General features: G+C 35.7%; 21 protein-coding genes. 10 read left to right on the plus strand and 11 right to left on the minus strand.

What is annotated here, in order from left to right; genetic code table 11:
• Positions 1–3: 3 nt before the first annotated feature.
• The 3 genes from HX021_RS13605 to HX021_RS13615 form a co-directional block, all read right to left on the minus strand.
• Positions 4–1,458, minus strand: coding sequence for an aldehyde dehydrogenase family protein (locus HX021_RS13605; RefSeq protein WP_286590951.1), 1,455 nt, complete (start codon positions 1,456–1,458; stop codon positions 4–6).
• A gap of 24 nt (positions 1,459–1,482) precedes the next feature.
• Entirely contained in the window at positions 1,483–1,944 is a 462-nt protein-coding gene (locus HX021_RS13610; RefSeq protein WP_172392630.1) for a nuclear transport factor 2 family protein, read from the minus strand.
• A 472-nt stretch (positions 1,945–2,416) separates the two neighbouring features.
• Complete coding sequence (locus HX021_RS13615) at positions 2,417–3,274, minus strand: LysR family transcriptional regulator (protein WP_286590952.1); 858 nt, start codon at positions 3,272–3,274, stop codon at positions 2,417–2,419.
• A 73-nt stretch (positions 3,275–3,347) separates the two neighbouring features.
• Here HX021_RS13615 and HX021_RS13620 point away from each other — a divergent pair, with 73 nt between their 5' ends.
• The 7 genes from HX021_RS13620 (at position 3,348) to HX021_RS13650 (ending at position 8,230) form a co-directional block, all read left to right on the plus strand.
• The gene (locus HX021_RS13620; RefSeq protein WP_286590953.1) at positions 3,348–4,331 is read left to right on the plus strand and encodes an alpha/beta fold hydrolase; all 984 of its coding nucleotides are present in this window, start codon (positions 3,348–3,350) and stop codon (positions 4,329–4,331) included.
• A gap of 204 nt (positions 4,332–4,535) precedes the next feature.
• Positions 4,536–5,117 carry a Crp/Fnr family transcriptional regulator gene (locus HX021_RS13625; RefSeq protein ID WP_286590954.1) on the plus strand — a complete coding sequence of 194 codons (582 nt, stop codon included), beginning with the start codon at positions 4,536–4,538 and terminating at the stop codon, positions 5,115–5,117.
• A 567-nt stretch (positions 5,118–5,684) separates the two neighbouring features.
• A complete protein-coding gene (locus tag HX021_RS13630; protein WP_286590955.1) occupies positions 5,685–6,038 on the plus strand; it encodes a nuclear transport factor 2 family protein in 354 nt (117 codons plus the stop codon).
• Positions 6,039–6,074: 36 nt separating this feature from the next.
• Entirely contained in the window at positions 6,075–6,914 is an 840-nt protein-coding gene (locus HX021_RS13635; RefSeq protein WP_286590957.1) for an alpha/beta fold hydrolase, read from the plus strand.
• 73 nt (positions 6,915–6,987) lie between these two features.
• A complete protein-coding gene (locus HX021_RS13640) occupies positions 6,988–7,311 on the plus strand; it encodes a MoaF-related domain-containing protein (protein WP_502959005.1) in 324 nt (107 codons plus the stop codon).
• Positions 7,312–7,403: 92 nt separating this feature from the next.
• Positions 7,404–7,628 (plus strand): (4Fe-4S)-binding protein, encoded by a 225-nt coding sequence (locus HX021_RS13645; protein WP_286590959.1) that lies wholly within the window; start codon positions 7,404–7,406, stop codon positions 7,626–7,628.
• A gap of 11 nt (positions 7,629–7,639) precedes the next feature.
• On the plus strand, positions 7,640–8,230 hold the full coding sequence (locus HX021_RS13650) for a Crp/Fnr family transcriptional regulator (RefSeq protein ID WP_286590960.1): 591 nt from the start codon (positions 7,640–7,642) through the stop codon (positions 8,228–8,230).
• Positions 8,231–8,732: 502 nt separating this feature from the next.
• Here HX021_RS13650 and HX021_RS13655 read toward each other — a convergent pair.
• From HX021_RS13655 to HX021_RS13690, 8 genes are all read right to left on the minus strand, one after another.
• Positions 8,733–9,605 carry an AraC family transcriptional regulator gene (locus tag HX021_RS13655; protein ID WP_286590961.1) on the minus strand — a complete coding sequence of 291 codons (873 nt, stop codon included), beginning with the start codon at positions 9,603–9,605 and terminating at the stop codon, positions 8,733–8,735.
• A gap of 150 nt (positions 9,606–9,755) precedes the next feature.
• The gene (locus HX021_RS13660; RefSeq protein ID WP_286590962.1) at positions 9,756–11,525 is read right to left on the minus strand and encodes an amidohydrolase; all 1,770 of its coding nucleotides are present in this window, start codon (positions 11,523–11,525) and stop codon (positions 9,756–9,758) included.
• Positions 11,526–11,582: 57 nt separating this feature from the next.
• Positions 11,583–12,272: a hydrolase gene (locus tag HX021_RS13665; RefSeq protein WP_172392619.1), complete on the minus strand. Its 690-nt coding sequence runs from the start codon at positions 12,270–12,272 to the stop codon at positions 11,583–11,585.
• 375 nt (positions 12,273–12,647) lie between these two features.
• Positions 12,648–13,667, minus strand: coding sequence for an Atu2307/SP_0267 family LLM class monooxygenase (locus HX021_RS13670; RefSeq protein WP_172392618.1), 1,020 nt, complete (start codon positions 13,665–13,667; stop codon positions 12,648–12,650).
• Positions 13,668–13,714: 47 nt separating this feature from the next.
• A complete protein-coding gene (locus tag HX021_RS13675; protein WP_172392617.1) occupies positions 13,715–14,629 on the minus strand; it encodes a pirin family protein in 915 nt (304 codons plus the stop codon).
• A 176-nt stretch (positions 14,630–14,805) separates the two neighbouring features.
• A complete protein-coding gene (locus HX021_RS13680) occupies positions 14,806–15,426 on the minus strand; it encodes a Crp/Fnr family transcriptional regulator (RefSeq protein WP_172392616.1) in 621 nt (206 codons plus the stop codon).
• A 323-nt stretch (positions 15,427–15,749) separates the two neighbouring features.
• Entirely contained in the window at positions 15,750–16,397 is a 648-nt protein-coding gene (locus tag HX021_RS13685) for a hydrolase (protein ID WP_286590963.1), read from the minus strand.
• A 571-nt stretch (positions 16,398–16,968) separates the two neighbouring features.
• Complete coding sequence (locus HX021_RS13690; protein ID WP_286590964.1) at positions 16,969–17,937, minus strand: zinc-dependent alcohol dehydrogenase family protein; 969 nt, start codon at positions 17,935–17,937, stop codon at positions 16,969–16,971.
• A gap of 393 nt (positions 17,938–18,330) precedes the next feature.
• On the opposite strand from HX021_RS13690, the gene HX021_RS13695 reads away from it, so the two are divergent.
• From HX021_RS13695 to HX021_RS13705, 3 genes are all read left to right on the plus strand, one after another.
• Entirely contained in the window at positions 18,331–18,915 is a 585-nt protein-coding gene (locus HX021_RS13695) for a Crp/Fnr family transcriptional regulator (RefSeq protein WP_286590965.1), read from the plus strand.
• Between the two features lie 190 nt (positions 18,916–19,105).
• A complete protein-coding gene (locus HX021_RS13700) occupies positions 19,106–19,759 on the plus strand; it encodes a hydrolase (RefSeq protein ID WP_172393543.1) in 654 nt (217 codons plus the stop codon).
• Between the two features lie 244 nt (positions 19,760–20,003).
• Positions 20,004–21,497, plus strand: coding sequence for a gluzincin family metallopeptidase (locus HX021_RS13705; protein WP_286590966.1), 1,494 nt, complete (start codon positions 20,004–20,006; stop codon positions 21,495–21,497).
• The last annotated feature ends 54 nt before the right edge of the window (positions 21,498–21,551 follow it).

The raw sequence follows: 21,551 nt of genomic DNA on the forward strand, positions 1-21,551 counted from the left end.
TGATTACAATGTACCCGCTCCGTGAAATATGTGCTTATATTCAACAAAATCGTGAATAGCATTCAAACCATTAAGTCTACCCAATCCACTCATCTTATATCCCCCCTCTTCAAATTCATCATTTACCACAGCCCAATTGTTGATCCATACAGTTCCAGCATCCAATTCGCGAATTACTTTTAAAGGCAAATCCACATTTTGGCTCCAAACGGAAGCTGCCAAACCAAATTGGCTGTCGTTTGCCAAAGCAATTGCTTCTTCGGGCGTATCAAATATTTGGACAGTTGCTACTGGACCAAAGATCTCTTGTTGAACGATATCCATTTTATTATCCTCTGGTTTTACCTTTAGTAAGGTTGGGCGATAGAAAGCTCCGGAAGTAAGGGAACCATGAGTAATTTTACCGCCACGAACCAAAATTTCTGCACCATCAACAATCGCCTTTTCCACTAAAGCATCTATCCGGTCAACATTGGCGTGATCAATAATTGGTCCCATGTCACTGGTCGGATCCGACGCCGGTCCTACTTTTACTTTTTCCAAACGCTTTGTAAACTGTGTGATAAAGGAATTTGCGATACCACTTTGTACTAGAATACGGCTTCCAGTCATACAGAATTGTCCAGCGAAAACGGTAATTGCTTTCTCAAGAACAGGGAGGGCCTCATCTAAATTGGCGTCGTCAAATATCAACATGGGAGTCTTGCCTCCTAACTCAAAACCAAAACGTTTCAATTTCGACGCTCCGTTTTGCATCAGAATACTACCAGTAGACGTGCTGCCGGTATAGGAAATTGTCGGTACATCAGGCGACTCAACCATTAAGGAAGCACCTGCATGACCGCTTTCAGTAAACTGATTGATAACTCCTATTGGCAAAGTTTTGACGGAAGCCATCACTTCATTAATGACATAGTTTGTCTGCGCCGTTTGGGAAGGCATCTTAATAACAGCTGTACATCCAGCAGCTAATGCGGGAGCCAAAGAACGAATCATAAGAATGATTGGCGAATTCCAGGGTGCAATGATTCCTGCTACCCCAATAGGCTCTGCTAATAACATACTAAATCTACCTGGTTGGGTCTCCAAAGCACGGCCAAACTCAGTTAAAGCTTGTGCCGCATAATAACGCAGTTTAGGTGCAACCAGACTAATTTCAAATATGGCTTCTCTGGCTACCTTGCCATTCTCCATCATTAATATCTCTTTTAGCCTTTCCGTATTTGCCTCGAAAGCATCAGCAAGTTCATTTAAAACTTTATATCGCAAATGTCTATTGTGTTTCCAATCAGAATTTTTGTAAACTTCTTTCGCAACTGTTATTGCCTTTAAAGCCTCTGCCTGACCTCCATCTGCATATACACCGATTTTCTCGCCTGTAGCTGGGTTTATACTATCCTTGTGGATGGCGCTATCAACCCATTCACCGTTTATCCAATTTAATGCTATTTTACTCATTTCAAATTTCTTATACTATTAATATCACAGTTTAAATTCAATTCCGTTTGGGTCACTATGGAAAGTTCCTGCCGGAGTAATCCTAAAACTTCCAGTTGTTGCAAGTGTATCTTCTAGGAACATGAAATGATAAATCTTTTCATCCTTCACCTTGGCCAATATTGAAAATGGAGAAGTTACCTGTTTATTCAGTGTTCGGGAAGTGTAAGTAAAGCTTCCAAAAACTGCTACTTTTTCATTTTCTGAAAAAATATCCTGCACCTCAAAATCTTGAATTGTCCAAAATTCATTAACCCCAGCAAAGGTATTAATAAACCCTTCTGCTCCTTCATGATGAGTGCCCGCCCAAGGTAATATTGATTGTAGTTCCGGATTATTAAAATTTAAGGAAATGTAAGTGGCATTCTTATCAACTACTGATTCAATCACTTCAGGATTGGTAGTGTTTGCTAAAAAAAGTTCGATAGTTTCTTTTGGTGTTTTCATTTCTTTGATTTTTATGTTTAATAATAATTTAATTCCAAAGGGACTATATGTTATCTTGATTATTTAATTATCAATAGGTTTAGGATTTACCTCTCAGAAATACATAATTCAACCCTAAAAATTGTAATCCTCATAAACATGATTAAAAGTTACCCTCAATTTCAACATGTTATTAGCATTATAATAAGCTGTAATTAAGGTCGTAATGCCTTTAACGTAATATCAACAAAATTAGGGGGAAACAACTTACAAAAAAGGTATGAAACGGTTAATCAGTGGTAAAAATCGGTCAGAAAAATTATTGTTCAATTGGATATGCCGACGTTAGATTGTTAGCGCCATCATATAGCTTGATGTGACATCGATAGGATAGGAATAATCCCCAATAAAAAGTACCGTAAGCATCTTATTTGGAGATTTCTGCGAGATGAAGGATTATTATTTAAAGAATTCAGTAAATATGGAGTATATATTAATGAAACAAACTCATAAAGGCATTAAGTAACGGATCTGACGTATTTTCTTTTCGGTAAATTAGAACAGTTTTGATCGCTCCTATTTCTGCAGGGAGAGAGAATATTTTTAATTTTCTTTCCTTGTAAAACGTCGTAATTAATTCCTTAGGCAAAAAACTAAAACCAATCCCAGACTCAATGAAATTTACCACGCCTTCAATAGAACTCATTACCGTCCTATGGTAATTGCTAATTTTTTTACTTCCTAACCACGACTCCAATCTAGCTCTGAAAAAACATCCCTGATCAAATACAATTGTCTTTATTTGCAATTGCTGAACTAACTCATCCAGACTGCTTATTCCGATTGGTGCAACGACGACTAAAGATTCGTCCATAATATGCACTTGTCCAAGTTCTTCGGAATCTATTGGAGCAGGCACAAAAGCTGCATCTAATTTGAAATTTAACACATCATCAATCAATTTATCTCGCATCGCGGATTTAAAATCAATTTCGATTTGGGGAAATTTAGCCGCTAATTCATTGACAAGGCCTGGGCCTCTAAGTGCCATAGTTGTCTCCAAAAAACCAATTCTTATTTGCCCATTAATTGATTTCCCCCCCCCTATTGAGAGCTTGGTCTCAGCTATAATATTTGAAATTTTCTTGCTGCTTTCCAGCAATGTAAAACCCGCCGGAGTGAGCGATACCTTACGTGAAGTACGTAGAAATAGTGCTGTTCCAAATTCGTCTTCTAGAATTTTTATTCTCGCTGTTACATTGGATTGGACTGTATGCATAGCCTCAGCCGCCTTGGTAAAGCTTCCATGGTAGGCTACCGCATCAAATAATTTAAGGTCATTTAAATTCATTATCACAAATTATGATTCAAACCATCAGTATTAATCGTTTATTATAATCAAAAATACTATTTAACTTTGAATAATGAAAAAATTAAGCACTAAAGTTATATGGATTAGCATCCTTGTAATTTTTACATTATCAACAAACTATAAAATTATGGCACAATCATTTGCAACAACAAAGTTAGGTGCAGAATCAACTGCACACAAAATTTACCACCGCAAGGTCGAAGTGGCAGGTCATCAAATCTTTTACCGTGAATCTGGTCCTATAGACGCTCCAATAATATTACTGCTGCACGGGTATCCGACGTCATCGCATATGTTTAGGAACTTAATTCCGATTTTGAATCAAAAGTATCATATTATCTCACCCGACCTTCCGGGATTTGGATTTTCAGATTCTCCAGAAAGAGCAGACTTTAACTATACATTCGAAAATTTAGCCATTGTAATGCAAAAATTTATAGAGAAATTAAACCTCAAAAGATTTGCCGTCTATGTTTTTGATTACGGTGCACCAACTGGATACAGGATAATGCTTAACAATCCGGAAAAAATAACTGGCTTTATCTCGCAAAACGGAAATGCTTATACGGAAGGTCTTGGACCAGCATGGGACGCGGTTAAAAAATATTGGAAAAGTAACGACAATAAAGATCGTGATGCCTTACGAGGATTCGTAAAAGAACAGGAACTTAAATTTCAATACTTTACAGGTGTCGATGATCCCGAATTAATCGCTCCTGAAACCTATTTGTTAGATCAATATTTTCTAGATCGTCCCGATTCCGATGAAAAACAGCTTGATTTATTATATGATTATCAAAATAATATAGCGTTATATCCTGCTTTCCATCAATATTTCAGAAAGCACCAGCCTAAAGCGTTGATCGTATGGGGCAACAAAGATCCTTATTTCCTTCCTGCTGGAGCTGAGGCTTATCGTAATGATCTGTCTAATGCCGACGTAAAATTCTATAATACAGGGCATTTTGCACTTGAAACACATGCTATGGAAATCGGGCAAGATATACTTCAATTTATGGAAACTCTTCCTAAATAGAACATTTGTAATTATTAATTATCAAATCAAGAATTAATAATTACTGGCCCTATTTCTGTTTAGTAGGGCCATTAGGAATCTTATACAATAAACTTAATACATAATAATTAGCATACTGGATCGATTAATATTAATTGCAATGGTCTAGATAAAAACAATTTTATTATAAAAAATTTTTATTATATTTACAATTAGTCTACTGCTATGCATCCACTTCTTCAGTATATAAATAGCTACGCCACCACATTATTAACAGAAAAGGATTTCACCTATTTCATCGGGCATTTTATTGAAAAAAAAATCAGAAAAAAACAATATTTGCTCCAAGAAGGAGATATTTGCAAATATATGGCTTTCATCTTAAAAGGATCAATGAGAAAATTTTATGTTGATGAAAAGGGTTTGGAACACAATGTAGATTTATACGTTGAAAATTGGTGGGCTGGAGACCGTGAGAGTTATGCGCTACTCACGCCCACCCAATTCAATATTGATGCGTGCGAAGATTGTGAAGTACTACTACTATCTAGAGAAAACAACCTCAAACTACAGACGGAATGCCCCTCATTTAATGAATTTAGATTGAAATTGGATGAGCTGAATTATATTGCCAGTCAAAAAAGGATTACCAGTACCATCAGCAATACCGCAGAAAAACGTTATGCTGATTTTATTGAACGCCATCCGTATTTTATACAGCGGTTCCCTCAACACATCATTGCTTCTTATCTTGGAATAACGAAAGATACCTTGAGCAGAATACGAAAAAGATCCCTGAAGAAGTAAAATCTTCTCCAATTTATATTTTAGATGGTGTAAAATTATAATTTCCCATCGAAATACATTTTTCCAAAAAGCTCAACTAAGGTAATACCACTGGATCTAATTATAAAAATATCGACATTTGTCGACAATTTTATATGCCATTTATCTATCAAAAGTATTCCACAGTTGATTTAAATTTGTTTAATCAAATATTTTAAGACAATTATGGAAAACACACCCTCAGCTGGCCTGGTTGATTTACTTCGTCCAGATAACATTGATACGATCATGAACCATTTCAATTTATGAATTTAAAAACTAAGAATCTACGATGACCTTTAAGACTCTTGTGGATTAGGTGAAAGTATAACAGGTACACCTCATATTTACAAACGTAGCACCCCTCTACTTAATGTAGTTGAAGTTATAAATCGCAGTCAAGCTTAATAATAAAAACAAATGCATCCTAAAATTCATCTTGAATCCACAAATTCGTTATCCAACCTCCTTAATTATGGAAGTGATATTGCATGCTGATTGAATTTATTTGAAAGGAATAATTATTTTCTATTTAAAGTTATAATTAAGATGAACAAAGATCTAGCGGAATTAATGGAAACAAATCTGGCGCATGTCTGGAATGAGAGAGACAACTATATCCGATTTAAAGCAATTGCGGCGATTTATGCAGAGCAATGCTTATTACATCTGGGGCATCAAGTATCTGGTTATACGGCTATAAATAAAAGCCTACAGAAAATTCTGGATTCCATACCCACATCTTTTAACTTTTTTCAGCTTGGGCGAACCGATACCAACAGTAATATAGGCAGGTTATTGTGGGGGCTTGGCCCAGATATAAACAATATTGTAGCCACGGGAATGGATATTGCAGTTTTCGAAAATGGAAAAATAAAGTCATTATATGTCTTCCTGGACTAAGATCATATAAAATAACATTATCAAATTTAAAATAATATGAATTCATTGATAACAGCGGAAGCTTCGATATTAGCTTCACAAAAAACAAAAAAAATAACAGCTCGCAAAGAATTTATTAAAGTTGAAAAAAATATCAAACTGCATGTAACGGACCTCGGAGAAGGAAACCCTATCGTTTTGATACATGGATGGCCCTTAAGTAATGCGATGTTTGAATACCAATATCATAGCCTAATAGAAAATGGATATCGGGTAATTTGCATTACTCTAAGAGGATTTGGAAAATCAGATAAACCTTATAGTAATTACAATTATGATGTTTTTGCGCAGGATATCCATATAATAATTAAAAAATTAAATCTTCAAAATGTCACCTTAGGCGGCTTTTCTATGGGCGGAGCAATCGCAATCCATTATGTTGCAAAGTACAATAATCCTGTAATACAAAAACTTGCTTTATTTGGAGCTGCGGCTCCGCAATGGACCGCACAAAATGACCCCTCGATCAATTTCACAAAAGAAAGTGTAAATGAATTAATTGCGCTAAGTAAGGTTAACAGACCAAAGCTCATAGAAAATTTTGGTAAGCTTTTCGCTGCTAACAATAATGCTTTACCACTTGGCATTACAAATTGGCTATATGGCATCAACATGGAAGCGTCTGCATATGCCACCACCCAGAGCTTAATAGCCTTACGTGATTCGGACCTGAGCAATGAACTCTCACAAATTAGTTTACCTACTGCTATTTTTCATGGTGAACTAGACGCAATTTGTAAATTCTCACTAGCCGAGCAAATCCATCGGGGAATCGCAAACTCTTATATAGTAAAATTTAGGAATAGTGGACATGGTTTATTTCTCGAAGAGAAATAAAAATTTAATTCGGAATTGATTGCATTTTTGCAAAAGTAATACAGGGATATAAGATACGAAGTTATACATTCAGATGAATGATACATTATTGGGTAGGCGATATTTGATGTATTCAGGTATTCTCATCATCGAACTTTTTTTTGAAACAGACTGCTCAATGGTTTTTACAGTCATCGAAGGAGGATCGTTAGCGCGAAGTGGTTATACCGAACGCGTCGATACCAACATTATAAAGCTCCGGACAAAGCTTTACCTTGTCACTTGGAAGGAACAATCAGGAGCCACTGTAACCCACATCGAAGATCATGAAAATGGAATTGCCTATTATAATATAACATTACCTGATGGCAGACTTTACACGATGCGAGGTACAATTTGGTTACTCGAAAACAAATAGTTTCTAAAAAAATTGCCCATCTACAAGCGTGATAGGCTTAAGCTAAATTACCTAATTACATTATCTAATCAATAAAAATACGAAATACTACTATGGAAATACATGAATATCCTAAAGAAGAAATCACGATTATCTGGAAACCACATTTATGCCAGCATGCGGGCATTTGCGTTCATACACTATCTAAAGTTTATAATCCAAAACAGCGTCCCTGGATCAAACCTGAAAATGCAAGCATACAGGAAATTATTGACCAAGTGGCCAAATGTCCCTCACAGGCATTAAGTATTAAAAAGAAGAATTCTAAGCAGGTTTAAATAGAAACGTGATGTATTCTACCATCTTAAACAATATTTCTAAATACGTAACATTAGACGCACAAGAAGAGTTGCTTTTTACCGGAATGCTCGTTTTTAAATCTATTCCAAAAAAAACAATTGTTCTTAAGGCTGGAGATATATGTGACTTTAATGCCTACATACAGAAAGGCTGTATCCGTATTTTCTATATAGATGACAATGGATACGAAGTAACATTAGCTTTTGCAATACAAGATTGCTGGGTAAGCGATGTGTGCTCATTTTACGAAAGGATTCCCTCCTTATTTTCAATCGAGACATTAGAAGAGACCGACATATATTTTCTATCCTCTCATGCTAAAGAGGAAATATGCAAATCAATACCAAAACTTGAGGGAGTATTTTATAATCAAATAATACAGAATTTATCTACAACTCAAAAAAGACTGGTAAAAATTTTTACTACAACAGCTACTGAAAGGTATGTAGAATTTATTAGCGTATATCCATCAATCCTACGCAGAATACCTTTATATTATATTGCATCTTACTTAGGTATAACACAAGCCTTTTTAAGTAAAATTCGCAAAAACTTCACTAGAAAAAGTAGTATGAAATAAGATTAATGGTATTCTGCTGACAGTCTTACAATAAACTATAACGGACGATTGATTAACAGAATATATAGAAATACAAAAATCCTTTAGAAAGTAAAAAATCATGACACAGAGCATCCCAACTACTATAATAGCAAGTCGGTATAGTATTACGTTTAGAGCAGCACTATTGCTAATCCAAATCTTGTTTTTCCTATCGTATTTGTCATTACTATTTATAGGAATAGAAAAATACAGGCTGGACGTACGTCAACACAGTATCATACAAAAATGACAATTAAAAAGATTATTCTCTTATTAATAGTCATTTAACAAAATTTTCTCTTCTTAAGACTTACAATAATACGAAGGACGGAAATTATTCCATATAGTAAAGCTCCAGTGCACTGTATCAGAGAATTAAAAACAGCTCTGCTCTTCAGCAAGCGAAGAGTCCTACCAATCGTTTGTAGGTGTATTCCAAACGTAACTGATTCATGCAATAAAAAAGTTTAGGGAATTAGTATTAAAAGAGCGATTGACGAAACTGTTCAGGTGAAATTTTGCTGTATTTTTTAAAAAACTTTGTAAAGTTGGTAGGTTCGTTAAATCCTAATTTGTATGCAATCTGCTTGATTTGGAGTGAAGGGTCAATAAGCATCCGCTTACTCTCCATTAATAAAGACTCTTGAATAATTACTTTGGGTGATTTACCAAAATGCAACTCACAAAATTTCTGAAGGCATCGAATACTTATGTCGAGCTCTTTAGCAAAATATGATACTGTTGATTGTTTTCCGACATAAACCTCGACTAATCTCTTAAATTGTAAAGCATATAGCAATTCCCTATTTTTTCTCGTGGAGTAGTCAAAATTACCTCTTATAACCCTTACTAAAAATAATAATAAGGTCGAAAGATGATTTTGTAATAAGTTCTCTTGCAATGTATCATATGGATTTGACAATTCCTGCTTAATCATATGAATCATCAGATCAACTTTCTCCCGTTTATCATCATCCAAATGAAATGGACAGTCAAATGATAACTCATTTAGAAACCTTGAAATTTCTGATAAAAAATAGTGAGGAGATTTATGCAATAAAAAATCCTCGGCAAAAGCTATAATAACACCCTCTGAATCAAAACCTGGAAGAAAAGCATGGACTTGATTAGGCCTAATAATTAAAAAATCGCCTTGCTTAATTTCGCATACCTGAAAGTCAAGTAGGTGCTTCAAAACCCCTTGTGTTACAAAAAACAAAATATAGAAATTGGTACGATGAGGCTTAACTACGCTTCCTTTTCCTTTGCGTAATCGCTCAGACAAAGAAATAATGTGTATCTTCTGTCTCTCATTACTGATAGGAGTAAAATTAAAAGTCTCGATTTGTCTCATAAACCCATCAATGAGTTAGCTATACATTTATAATCATACTTTTCCATTTTTAACTTACTTTATCATAAAATTCAGATTACTAAATTATTCTTCTGTTACTTTGCCGATTACTCAAAGCTTTTACCATTGTATCTATGTTTAATATGTGATTTAATTATTTTGATAACCACCATAGTATTTAACTGGGCTCCATGAAGGAATAACGGGTAGTGGTGTTGGAGCGTAATTGCTGTATTCGTTATTCGCAAATACTATTTTACCATCAACGATGGTTAATTGGCTTGTAATATTTTTTATCTGATCATCTGATACTGCAAAATAATCCTTTTCTAGGATCACTAAATCAGCGAAATAACCTTTTGCAATTTTACCTTTTTTCTCTTCCTTTATTAATTCGTAACCTTTATGAGTCGCTAGTCGCAATGCTGTAGTCCTATCTAATACGTTTTCTTTTGCCATAATTTGATTTCCCCCTATGGTTTTACCAGTAGTAATCCAATAGAGTGCAACCCAAAGATTATAAGAGGCTACACGTGTTCCATCGGTTCCCAATCCTACGGGTATTCCTAATTCCAACATTCTTTTGACAGGTGGAGAATTTAAAGCTAGCTTTTTACCATAACGCTGAACAAAAATTTCTCCCTGATAGGCCATTCTATGTTGAATAGCGACTCCGCCGCCGAGTAACTTGATACGTTGCAAATTCTCCTCACTTACTGTTTCAGCGTGATCAACCAACCAAACTAAGCCATCGAGGGGGGATTCTTTGTCGACCCTTTCAATTACATCCAAAAATCGAGAGATACTTTCGTTGTATGTGGCATGTAGTCGGAAGGGCCATCTGTTTTTGATAAGTAGGCGTATTACTCTTTCTAATTGAAACTCCATAACAGGAGTAAGTTCTGGCCTTGGAAATAAAAAATTTTCAAAATCAGCAGCATCACCTACAATATTTTCCCCTCCTCCAGCAGCATGATAATCAACTTTATTCGTAGGTTTCTCAGCATGCAACTCTATCATACCTATCCATTTCTTGTAATCTTCAAATTCACTTCCCTTTTTTTGTGCAAATAAAAAATAGGGTAAACGAACAGTAATTTTTCCTTGTTTACTCAATTCGCCTGTTATACTGTAATCGTCAGGGAAATTTTGAAAACCTCCACCAGCGTCCATCACTCCAGTCACTCCAAGTCGATTCATCTCACTCATAAACTGAATGGTAGAATTTAATTCCTCAACCTTAGTGAGATTAGGTAATTTAGCTAATGTGGAATACAGAATAAATGCATTAGGCTCAGCAACTAACAAACCCGTTGGATTTCCATTTATATCTCTTTGTATTAACCCTTCGGACGGGTTATCTATATTGGCCGTTATGTTTAACGCCTTTAACCCAGCTTGATTTAACCAAGCTTTGCCATACAAATACAATATAAATGTAGGAACATTACCAGTAGCTTCATTTATTTCTTCTATGGTTGGAAGCCTTTTTTCCTCAAACTGATATTCATTCCATCCTCCCACAACGCGTACCCATTGACCATTTGGTGTACGCTGGGACTGCTCTTTTAGCATCTCTAATGCGCGTTTGATCGACTTTACACCATCCCACCTTAATTCAGAATTGTAGAAACGACCTGCCCGTATCATGTGCATATGACTATCAAACAAGCCTGGGATGACACGTTTACCTTTTGCATCAATAACTTTGGTCTTTTTCCCCTTTAATTTAAGAATTTGCTCATTTGTGCCAGTCCTCAAAATTCTATTTGCAGAAATAGCTAAAGCTTGAACTTCAGAATTTTTTTCATCTAAAGTAGAAATTTTCCCATTTGCTATAATAATATCGGCATGCTGTGCGTATAGCATCGATACGTTATAAAGAAAAGCGATAAGGAAAATGCTTTTAATTATTTTCATAATCATCTATTTATTAAAAAGGCAGATTTAACCCTGCCTTTAAGTTATTACTGTTTCTTAATGCTTTAACATTTCTCTTGCATATTGAACTCCTACGCCGTAAGCACCTCCATACTTAACGACCAAGTCGTTAACAGGCTTATATGTCTCTTGACGAGCCCAATCCCTTTGAAGTTCCAATAAATACTGCAATGAAGTAATTGGTTTTGCTCCTGCCTGAACCATACGTACTATTGACTGCTCATGAGCTTCTTTTGAAACATCTCCAGACGCATCGGTAATAACGTAAACATCATATCCCTCACTAATAGCCGATAGAACCGGGCCGACTATACAAACACTCGTCCATAATCCTGCCATTACTATCTTCTTTTTACCTTTACCTGTGATTGCTTTGTGCGCATTTACATCTTCCCAAGTATTCATAGTTGTCCTATCAATATAACCAGAAGTTGATTCAGGATAGAATTCTTGTATTTCTGGGAATACTGGGCCACTGAATGACTTTTCAGCAACAGTGGTCACAACAGTAGGCACATTAAAAATTTTTGATGCACCAGCCACTAGTCCGACATTATTTCTCAATTCTGTCGTCGAAATATTATGTGTAGCAAATGCCATTTGACCTTCGTGATCAATCAAAAGTAATGAGTGATTGGTTGGATTTAATAATTCAGGACTCGGTTTTTGAGCATAAACAGCAACTGAAGCCAAGCCCAACACAAATGATAAGATAACTTTTTTCATTTTTTATATATTTAATTTGATTACAAATAATTTTAATCCATTGTACTATTAACAAACAGCTTTTTAAACGCCTCTCTTACACATACCCACAACAATTATAAACTTTTAATCACCTATAGGTAATTGCATCCATTGGAATAAGCATCGCAAATCTCACAGGACAAATAGACCAATTTCATAGGCATTAGTAGTATCACAAAGTTCCAGTATTATAAACTAAAACTTGTTTAACTAGTTAAAGATCGGCTTATTAAATATCTATCCTGAAGGACGATAGATTTGCAAATAGAGGATTTACACGTTAAAAAGAGGGCTTTGCTCCCTTATACTATAAGATCACTTTGAAGATAATGGATGTTTTAAGTGAAATATGATCTATCGCTCATTGACCCTGGGAATTACTTCTTCGCCTATAATTTTAATAGATTGTAATAATTGTTCATGATTGAGACCTGCATTATCCATTTGGAATGTAAAGCGATCTACTCCTCCCAGCGCTTCACTATGCCTAAGTATTTTGGCAGCAACCTGTTCGGGTCCTCCCACTACAAGTGCTCCTTTTGGCGCAATCATCCTTTCAAAAGCTTCCTTTGTGACAGGAGGCCAGCCCCGCTCCCTGCCTGCTTTAGTCCACAATTCAGCATATCCTGGATAGTATTCAACAATGGCTTCTTCATCTGTTCGTGATACATAACCTGGTGAATGTAGTCCCACCGAAAGTTGATCCGGCCTAAAACCGGCTTCATGGCCAGCTTTTCTATATAAGTCAACTAATGGGCGAAAACGAGCGGTATCTCCGCCTATCACGGCTACCATTAATGGAAGTCCAAGCTTTCCAGCTCTAACAAATGACTCTGGAGTCCCCCCTACCCCCAACCAAACTGGTAACTTTTTTTGAATAGACCTGGGATAGACAGGCTGATTAACCAACGAAGAACGGTATTTGCCTGACCACGTAACAAATTCATTCTCTCGGATAGCTAAGAGGAGTTCCAGTTTCTCATTGAAAAGCTCGTCATAATCACCTAAATTATACCCGAAGAGTGGAAATGATTCGATAGCAGAGCCTCTTCCTACGATAAGCTCTGCCCTTCCTTTTGAAATCAGATCTAAAGTCGCAAAATTTTGGTAAACTCGTACAGGGTCCGATGTACTGAGAACCGTAACAGCACTTGTTAAACGTATTCTCTCTGTCCTAGCAGCAGCAGCAGCAAGAATTACCGCCGGTGCGGAATCCAGAAATCCCTTTTTATGATGTTCACCGATACCATATATTGCAAGTCCCGACAAGTCGGCCCTTACAATTCGTTCCAATAATTGTTCCATAGCATCAACACTTTGAAGCGTTTTATTACCGTAAAGAGCTGAAGCAAAACTATCAATTCCTATTTCCATATTTTATAATCTCGATGTACAAATGTATTTGAGGAAAGAATTTACGGCTAAGATAGGTGATTTGGTGAGGGGCCTCCGGCAGGCTTGCTTTTATCCTCTGGTAAAGGAACAAACTCTTGATTGTCCATTGGAGGTAGAATAATACGTCCTTGCTTCCAATCCTCTTTCGCTTGTTCGATCCTTTCCTTTTTGCTAGAAACAAAATTCCACCATATAAATCTCTCACCGAGATGTTCTCCACCGAGCATCATGACAGTACTTTGCTCTTTAGCGATTAGCAAAGGATCTATACCCTTTGTAAAAACGAGTAACTGACCAGATTTATAAATAATACCGTTAACTTCAAGACTCCCCCTCACAATATATGCCCCTCTTTCACTATGTCCGACTGGTAGGCCAAAATGTGCTCCTTGATCCAATTCAACATGGACGTAAAATAAGGGGGAATGTGTTTTGACCTCACTTGTCAGGCCATAAGCATCACCTGCAATCAGCCGCATCCAGACCCCTTTGTCTGTAAACACAGGTAACTGAGTGGGCTTATAATTTGTGAATGATGGATCGCTTTCTTCCTCTTTTTCCGGAAGTGCCACCCAAGTCTGTATCATCTCAAGTTTACCTCCTGCAAGCATTACAGGGTCTTCAAAGCGCTCACTATGAACTATCCCTTTACCAGCTGTCATCCAATTTACTTCTCCAGGAGTAATTATTTGCTCTACACCTAAACTATCTCTATGGGTCACCATACCGCTAAAGAGGTAACTTACTGTAGATAAACCGATATGTGGATGAGGTAATACATCCAAACTTCTTATAGACTCTATTGGAATATTCAAGGGGCCTCCATGATCCATAAAAATAAAAGGACCAATCATTCTACGGAGTTGGTAAGGCAATATCCGCTTAACAGCAAAACCTTCTGAAATTTGAGCCATTCTGGCTTCTATAACAATATCTAACATATAACAGAAAATTAAAACTTAACATGAAATAATATAAATTTCGTAATGTTCATTTTAAAAGCACATTCAACAAAATTATATCCTGGAAATATTTAAGAATACCTGATATTCAAGTTCCCAGATTGATTAAAAATAGTAAATCCGATATTTGATGTAATTGATTAATTTTACACATCCTATAGGATATTCATAATTAATGTATTCAACAATATTATATATTTGTTGCCACAGAGCCTTTTTCTAATGGTACTAATAAATGCAGGAGATACACCTAAATATGAAGCGATATAGTATTGTGGTACTCTAGCTGGAACTGAAGGATACATTTTTATAAATTCTAGATAACGTTCGGTCGCAGATTTAAGAATCATATTCACTAGCCTATTTTGAAAAACGGATAAATTTCGTTGCACTAATAATCTAAAGCTTCTTTCAAGCTTCGGAATTTTAGCAAATAATTTCTCCTTAGTTTCTAAGGTAAATACATACATTTCAGTATCTTCTAGGGTTTCTATGGTAAAATCTGAAATACTTTTCTCATAAAAAGAACATATATCAGTTATCCAACAATCCTCTATCGCAAAAGACAACGTTACTTCACAACCACTTTGATCCATATAATAAACACGGGCACAGCCTTTTTTTATGAAACCTTCAAACTGACATATATCACCTTCATGGTGAATAATCGTTTTTTTAGGTATCATCCTTAATTCCAGCACACTTTCAAAAAAACGTTTTTCATCAGTGGTTAGCGACGTAAATCTGGAAATGTTATTTAAAATCATATCGTCCATAAATCACGCATTTAAAAAGTGAATAGATTCCAAATTCAATGAAAGTTTAATATTTAAATAAACAACTACTCTAGCAGGTATTCGAAAGTCTATTTTAGAAATAGGATTTCAGTTAAAATTAATGGTTAGTTTACCCCTGTGTTCACAATCAGTATTTGTATTGAAAAAAATATATGAACTCAACTTGCTAAATCAAACAATTCATTTAGCAAGCTAAGTTCATTTTATTTCATCCAAAACTATTAAAGTAGGACTTTTTATTAATAATCAGCTTCTATCAATTTCTCTTCACATAAAAGATTATAGAATAAATATCGCTCCAATTATTTTTTTGAAGCGGAGTCAAACCCAAACTGGATGCCAGCTGTACCGCCTGTCTCTATAAATAATTTCAAAAATCCAGGAACTGTCTCCGTTCTTTTCCAATCTCTTTGGAGCTCACAGAATAATTGGACAGTACTAATTGGTACTGCTCCAGCATTTTCTAAGCGTTTAATAGCGGTATCATGTGCAACCTTAGATGTTCCACCTACAGCGTCAACCACCATATATACTTCATACCCCTCTTTAAGCGCATCCAGAACTGGAAAAGCGAGACATGCCTCCGTCCATAATGCGGTGAATATGAGTTTTTTTCTTCCTGTTGCTTTTACAGCTTCTACAAATTCTCTATCCTCCCAAGAATTTATTGATGTCCTATCAATAGATGGAATTCCTTCCAAATGTTTCTTAATTTGAGGGATGGTTTCGTGGTTAAGTCCTGAATTCACATTAACTGTTGATAGGACAATCGGCACATTATATAATTTAGCGGCTTCGATTGTTCCATTAATATTATTAATTAATAATTGCCTATCCATAGATGCAATAGAATTAATCTGAGGAGGTTGATAATCAATAATGATTAAAACTGAATTATCACCAGTTAGCAGATGGTCTGCTTTCGTGTCACGAATTGGTAAACTACTCATTTTACTTTATTATTTAGTGTTATTATTAAAATTATTCTGTAATATAAATTAGCATATTCAAGCCATTACGAATAGTCACAATTCTGCAGAGCAATATAAAGCGGATTGCTCTTACATCTCCTTGACCTACATTAGCATTATAATCAATATTGTACACCTCAATTGATAAGGATCTGCCAATATAAGGCAAGTCAGAAACAACCTATCCTCGATTCAGTATACTCTGCAACTTGTTGATTATTATCTCACGTTTTTTTCAACCGCACTAAAGTAAGCGATAACATGAAGCAGATCCGCTGCTTCAAAAAATTCTTTCCGCACTCTAGTATTCAGTATTCATAAAGCAAATTTAGTAGATGTCGAACGCTAGAATCGTAGATAAATGACAAAAAAAATTGTAGACATATATCTACTCCGCAACAGTTACTTATCCTTCTAATTGTCATTCTTATTACATTAGTAACAAAGTGAATCTGCAAGATTATCGTCTTAGAATACGGTTCAATATATCTTTTATACCCGCTAGATAAGATGGAATAATATGTTTACATCACTTCTATCTAATAGCTTTTTAACTCCCAATCTGTATACCGATCTTTCCATAAAAATCTGGGGCACTATCTCTAAACTCGAGCAGACTGTGGGCCTTACCTATTTCTGACAATGAGAAAACCTGGTTTAAGACAGGCTTTAATTTTCCAGACTCGATCAGTTTGGTCAGCTCATCCAATTTGTTTCTATTCTGTCTTGTAAATACAAAATGGTAGGTGGCATTTTTACCCCATGCATGAATCAGGTTTTGAGGGGTTTCGATATCAACCAAAGTTACTACTTGGCCCATTTGATTAAGAATCTTTCCACTGTCTGAAAGGGTGGTACCACCAATTGTATCAATCACTACATCAACGCCATTATTATTTGTCATTTCTAAAATTGCATCTATATAATTTTGCTTTTCATAATCAATGGTATAATCGGCCCCAAGCCCTTTGAGGAACTCATGATGAACACTTCTGGCCGTCGTATACACTGTTGCGCCCATTGCTTTTGCTAATTGAATAGTCGGTATTCCCACACCTCCTGCACCTCCATGTATTAATATGGTTTGATTAATCTTAAGCTGAGCTCTTATAAATAGCATCTCCCAAGCTGTACCTGCCGCAAGTGGAAATGTAGCGGCCTCTATATGACTTATGTTTTTAGGCTTGATTCCGATTATTGATTCTTTGGCAACATGATATTCTGCATAGCTTCCGTATCCATTGAAAATTTCCGGACTGTAGTATACTTCATCGCCAACCTTAAAGTTTTTAACACCTGTTCCAACCTCCACAATAACGCCCGAAACGTCATGCCCTGTGATTACCGGAAGTTGTAATTCGTTTTTGTAGTCCCCTCTGCGCACCTGGAAATCCAACGGATTCACCGATGTCGCCATAACTTTTACGAGCACTTCATCAACTCCAGGCTTGGGAGTTGGAATATTGAGAATTTCAAATTTTTCTACTGAACCGAACCCGTTTAATACTGCTGCTTTCATCTTATTTATGTTTAATACCTTTCAATTACACAAATTTAATTCAACCAACAAGGAAAACATGTAGACATATATCTATAAATACTATAGCTCAATTATAGAATTCTAATACCTCGAACCTATACGCCAATCTTATATAGATGTGAGAGGTGGTAAACATTTTATCAGTTTATATAAAGAAAATGGGTTAGTAATACGTACCACTGGTAAGTGTCATATTGAAGCATGCGAGGATTGCAATGTGCTTCTTATCACCCTGAAAGTAAACTGAAATAAACAACTAAGTATCTCGTCTATTTTTATTTTCTTAGACATTTGTCTACGGTTCTTTTATGCATTTGATATAATTTTGTTTACATCAAATCAATAAATTCCATAAAATATCACTTCAGCCGTATGCACCCACTATTTCATTACGTTAATAAATATACTGTAATTTCTGAAGAAGATTTTAAGGTCTTCATAAGTTATTTTACTCCTAGGAGGGTAAGAAAAAAGCAATACCTTTTAGAAGAAGGTGAAATCTCTAAACACATTGCATTTATTACAAAAGGATCTATGCGCCAGTATTATACAGATGAAAAAGGTATTGAACATATAGTTAATTTATATATTGAAAATTGGTGGGTTTGTGATCGGGAAAGCTTTGCTATGGGAACCCCCAGTATTTATTCCATAGATGCTTGGGAACATTGTGAAGTACTACTCATTTCTAAAGAAAATTCAATAAAATTGCGCAGTCAATGTCCCGCATTTAATGAATTATTCTTGAGACTTGATGAATTAAATACCATTGCTACACAAAGAAGAATTACCTATTCAATTAGTTTTACAGCAGAAATCCATTTTAAATACTTTATTGATAATTACCCTTATTTTGTTGATCGTTTCCCACAGCACGTTATCGCGTCTTATCTTGGAATTACAAAAGACACCTTAAGTAGAATACGTAATAAAATTATAAAACAACGATTTTTTTGAATCTATTCTTAATCCAAATATATAACCGAGGTTAAGCCGCTTTTACTTATCAAATACTGTTCATTTTACCACAGGGTCTACGTATAATAATCTCGATTACCTTTGTTTTGCAATTTATAGACATTAGTCTACGTTTTCCGTTTCTATTTAGATGCATCTTTGAGGTATATATTATCAAATCAAAAAGAAAATGGAAAAATCACCAAAAATTGGTCTTCAAGGTCTACTTCGGCCGGAAGACAGTATCGTAGTGCTCATTGATCATCAGCCTTTTCAGGTTGCAAATTTGCATAGCCATGAACCTACAATGATTATTAACAATGTAATAGGCCTTGCTAAAGCTACAAAAGTATTTAATGTACCGACCATACTTACTACCGTCATCGAAGAAAGAGGGGGCTATATCATTAAAGGTATTCAAGATGTATACCCGGAACAAAAACCTATTAACAGGACTTTCATCAATACCTGGGAAGATCCGGCTGTTACTGATATAGTAAAAGACAGTGGTCGCAAGCAATTAATTATAGCTGGACTTTGGACAGAGGTTTGTGTTGCAATGCCTGCAATTCAAGCTTTGGGAGAAGGTTATGATGTATTTGTTGTTACAGATGCGTGTGGCAGTGTTAGTGTCGAGGCTCATGATATGGCTGTGCGCAGAATGGTTCAGGCGGGAATCGTACCAATCAACTGGCTAGCAGTTGTTTCAGAATGGCAACGCGATTGGGCTCGTACCGATTCCGCATCTCAGTTAGGCCCTATTCTGTTTGACCATGGCGGTGGAAGCGGTGTCGCTTTAGCGTGGGAATGGCAGCTACTTGCAACAACTCCACCGGAGCAATAATAATAAAGTTGAAGATCTGGTATAAATAGTTTTAACTATAGACCGCCTGCTTCCTATTATCCAAATTAGACGTTGCCATATTGATTTTGTAATGGTGCAATCTGGAAATATACGTACAGATGGTCCTGCTAAGGCTAACGCAAAATTAGAAGCATTCAATATAAAACTCTTATAACATAATAAAAATGAAAAAAGAGTCCAAAATCGGTTGATTGATCGTTATGTTACCACAAAATTTAGAAAGATGAAAAAATACAATTTAATATTAGCTATTCTTTTAACTTTTTATTTCTATTCTTATGCTCAAAAAAAGCCATTCATGGACTATTTGCTAAACTGGGATGGACGATCCTCTATATTAAATGTGGAACTAACGTATTCAGCATCTCAAAAAGACAGTACTGTATTTACATTCGGAGATCCTAGCTTTGGCGGCCAGACAGATATTTTTAATGTAATCAGAAATTTTCGCGCTACAGAACCGGAATCAGTCAGAATAGACGAAGTGAACCGACGAATCACCGTATATCATAAGGGGGCAAAAAAACATCGAATCAGGTATGAAATAGTCGGTTCACTTAACGTTGATAAGCCAACTTTGGCATCTCAAACGGAACTTTTTAGACCTGTTATTACCAAAGGAATGCTGACGCTAGTCAATAAGCAATTTACTCTAGAAGTAACCGATAAAAGTAATCCATTAGTGTCCTTTAGATGGCGTAAATATCCCGGAAACTTCACCTATTTCAATTCCATCCTCCCATCTCAAACTAATCCATCGACAAAACTTGCAGACGATTATGCAAACTTTTCAGAAATGGTATACTTTGTTATGGGAGATAATATAGATGTGAAAGAATACAATGTCATGGGGATCCGCTACTACTGTGTAACCACGAAGGTAGATAAATACGAAAACGACCTACAGGGAAATCTTAATCCTTTTTTTGAGTACTACTTTCCAAGTGTCCACAGATTCTGGAACGACACTGATTTTCCTTTCTACTTTTTAGCCGCAACTGCACTTCAAAACAACCAAAAAAATATAGGTGCTGGTGGTTTTGGAATGAAAAACGGTTTTGTCATGAAGCTCGGGACAAAATTTGGCACATGGGAAAAATTAGTTACAGCACATGAAACCGCTCACACCTGGATAGGGATGAAAATAATGTTAGGCAACGATAGTTTCGATAATCAATGGTTTGGTGAAGGATTTAACGATTATACAGCAATCATTAACTTGGCAAATAGCAAAATTTACGATAAGGAGGATTTTCTGCATTATCTCAATGAGAAAACCCTAAATCCACATTATAGAAGCAAGGTCAAAAATGTGCATAATGATTCAATTTCCGCAAAGTATTGGACGGATTATGCAAATTATGGAGTTCTTCCATACAGACGTGGATTTCTCTACGCTTTTTACCTTGATAACCAAATTAGATTAGCATCGAATGGAAAATTCACCTTAAGAAATATGTTGATCGACCTTTACACACTTAAAAAGACAAAAAAGATCGGTGAGGTTTTAACTGTTGAAGATTTTATACAGACAGGCGCCACATATTTGAACAAACAACAATTAAAAGAGCAAATAAAACGCCATATGATAGAAGGGTACCCCATTGATTTTAACAGCGTAAAACTCATTTCCGAATTTATTGTCGAAATCAAGGACAATATACCAAAGATAAGCTTAGCCAACGATGCCGATCTTTCAAAAATTTATCAGTGGTAGGGCAAGTCATTCACCTAAATAAATTCAAAAATGAAGAATGAACGAACTGGTAAT

This window comes from Sphingobacterium sp. N143 (genome assembly GCF_030325625.1).
Taxonomy (GTDB): Bacteria; Bacteroidota; Bacteroidia; order Sphingobacteriales; family Sphingobacteriaceae; genus Sphingobacterium.

Bases quoted from the DNA above. Each gene is read 5' to 3' on its own strand.
- HX021_RS13605 (WP_286590951.1), bottom strand. From the start codon at position 1,458: ATGAGTAAAATAGCATTAAATTGGATAAACGGTGAATGGGTTGATAGC.
- HX021_RS13610 (WP_172392630.1), bottom strand. From the start codon at position 1,944: ATGAAAACACCAAAAGAAACTATCGAACTTTTTTTAGCAAACACTACC.
- HX021_RS13615 (WP_286590952.1), bottom strand. From the start codon at position 3,274: ATGAATTTAAATGACCTTAAATTATTTGATGCGGTAGCCTACCATGGA.
- HX021_RS13620 (WP_286590953.1), top strand. From the start codon at position 3,348: ATGAAAAAATTAAGCACTAAAGTTATATGGATTAGCATCCTTGTAATT.
- HX021_RS13625 (WP_286590954.1), top strand. From the start codon at position 4,536: ATGCATCCACTTCTTCAGTATATAAATAGCTACGCCACCACATTATTA.
- HX021_RS13630 (WP_286590955.1), top strand. From the start codon at position 5,685: ATGAACAAAGATCTAGCGGAATTAATGGAAACAAATCTGGCGCATGTC.
- HX021_RS13635 (WP_286590957.1), top strand. From the start codon at position 6,075: ATGAATTCATTGATAACAGCGGAAGCTTCGATATTAGCTTCACAAAAA.
- HX021_RS13640 (WP_502959005.1), top strand. From the start codon at position 6,988: ATGAATGATACATTATTGGGTAGGCGATATTTGATGTATTCAGGTATT.
- HX021_RS13645 (WP_286590959.1), top strand. From the start codon at position 7,404: ATGGAAATACATGAATATCCTAAAGAAGAAATCACGATTATCTGGAAA.
- HX021_RS13650 (WP_286590960.1), top strand. From the start codon at position 7,640: ATGTATTCTACCATCTTAAACAATATTTCTAAATACGTAACATTAGAC.
- HX021_RS13655 (WP_286590961.1), bottom strand. From the start codon at position 9,605: ATGAGACAAATCGAGACTTTTAATTTTACTCCTATCAGTAATGAGAGA.
- HX021_RS13660 (WP_286590962.1), bottom strand. From the start codon at position 11,525: ATGAAAATAATTAAAAGCATTTTCCTTATCGCTTTTCTTTATAACGTA.
- HX021_RS13665 (WP_172392619.1), bottom strand. From the start codon at position 12,272: ATGAAAAAAGTTATCTTATCATTTGTGTTGGGCTTGGCTTCAGTTGCT.
- HX021_RS13670 (WP_172392618.1), bottom strand. From the start codon at position 13,667: ATGGAAATAGGAATTGATAGTTTTGCTTCAGCTCTTTACGGTAATAAA.
- HX021_RS13675 (WP_172392617.1), bottom strand. From the start codon at position 14,629: ATGTTAGATATTGTTATAGAAGCCAGAATGGCTCAAATTTCAGAAGGT.
- HX021_RS13680 (WP_172392616.1), bottom strand. From the start codon at position 15,426: ATGGACGATATGATTTTAAATAACATTTCCAGATTTACGTCGCTAACC.
- HX021_RS13685 (WP_286590963.1), bottom strand. From the start codon at position 16,397: ATGAGTAGTTTACCAATTCGTGACACGAAAGCAGACCATCTGCTAACT.
- HX021_RS13690 (WP_286590964.1), bottom strand. From the start codon at position 17,937: ATGAAAGCAGCAGTATTAAACGGGTTCGGTTCAGTAGAAAAATTTGAA.
- HX021_RS13695 (WP_286590965.1), top strand. From the start codon at position 18,331: ATGCACCCACTATTTCATTACGTTAATAAATATACTGTAATTTCTGAA.
- HX021_RS13700 (WP_172393543.1), top strand. From the start codon at position 19,106: ATGGAAAAATCACCAAAAATTGGTCTTCAAGGTCTACTTCGGCCGGAA.
- HX021_RS13705 (WP_286590966.1), top strand. From the start codon at position 20,004: ATGAAAAAATACAATTTAATATTAGCTATTCTTTTAACTTTTTATTTC.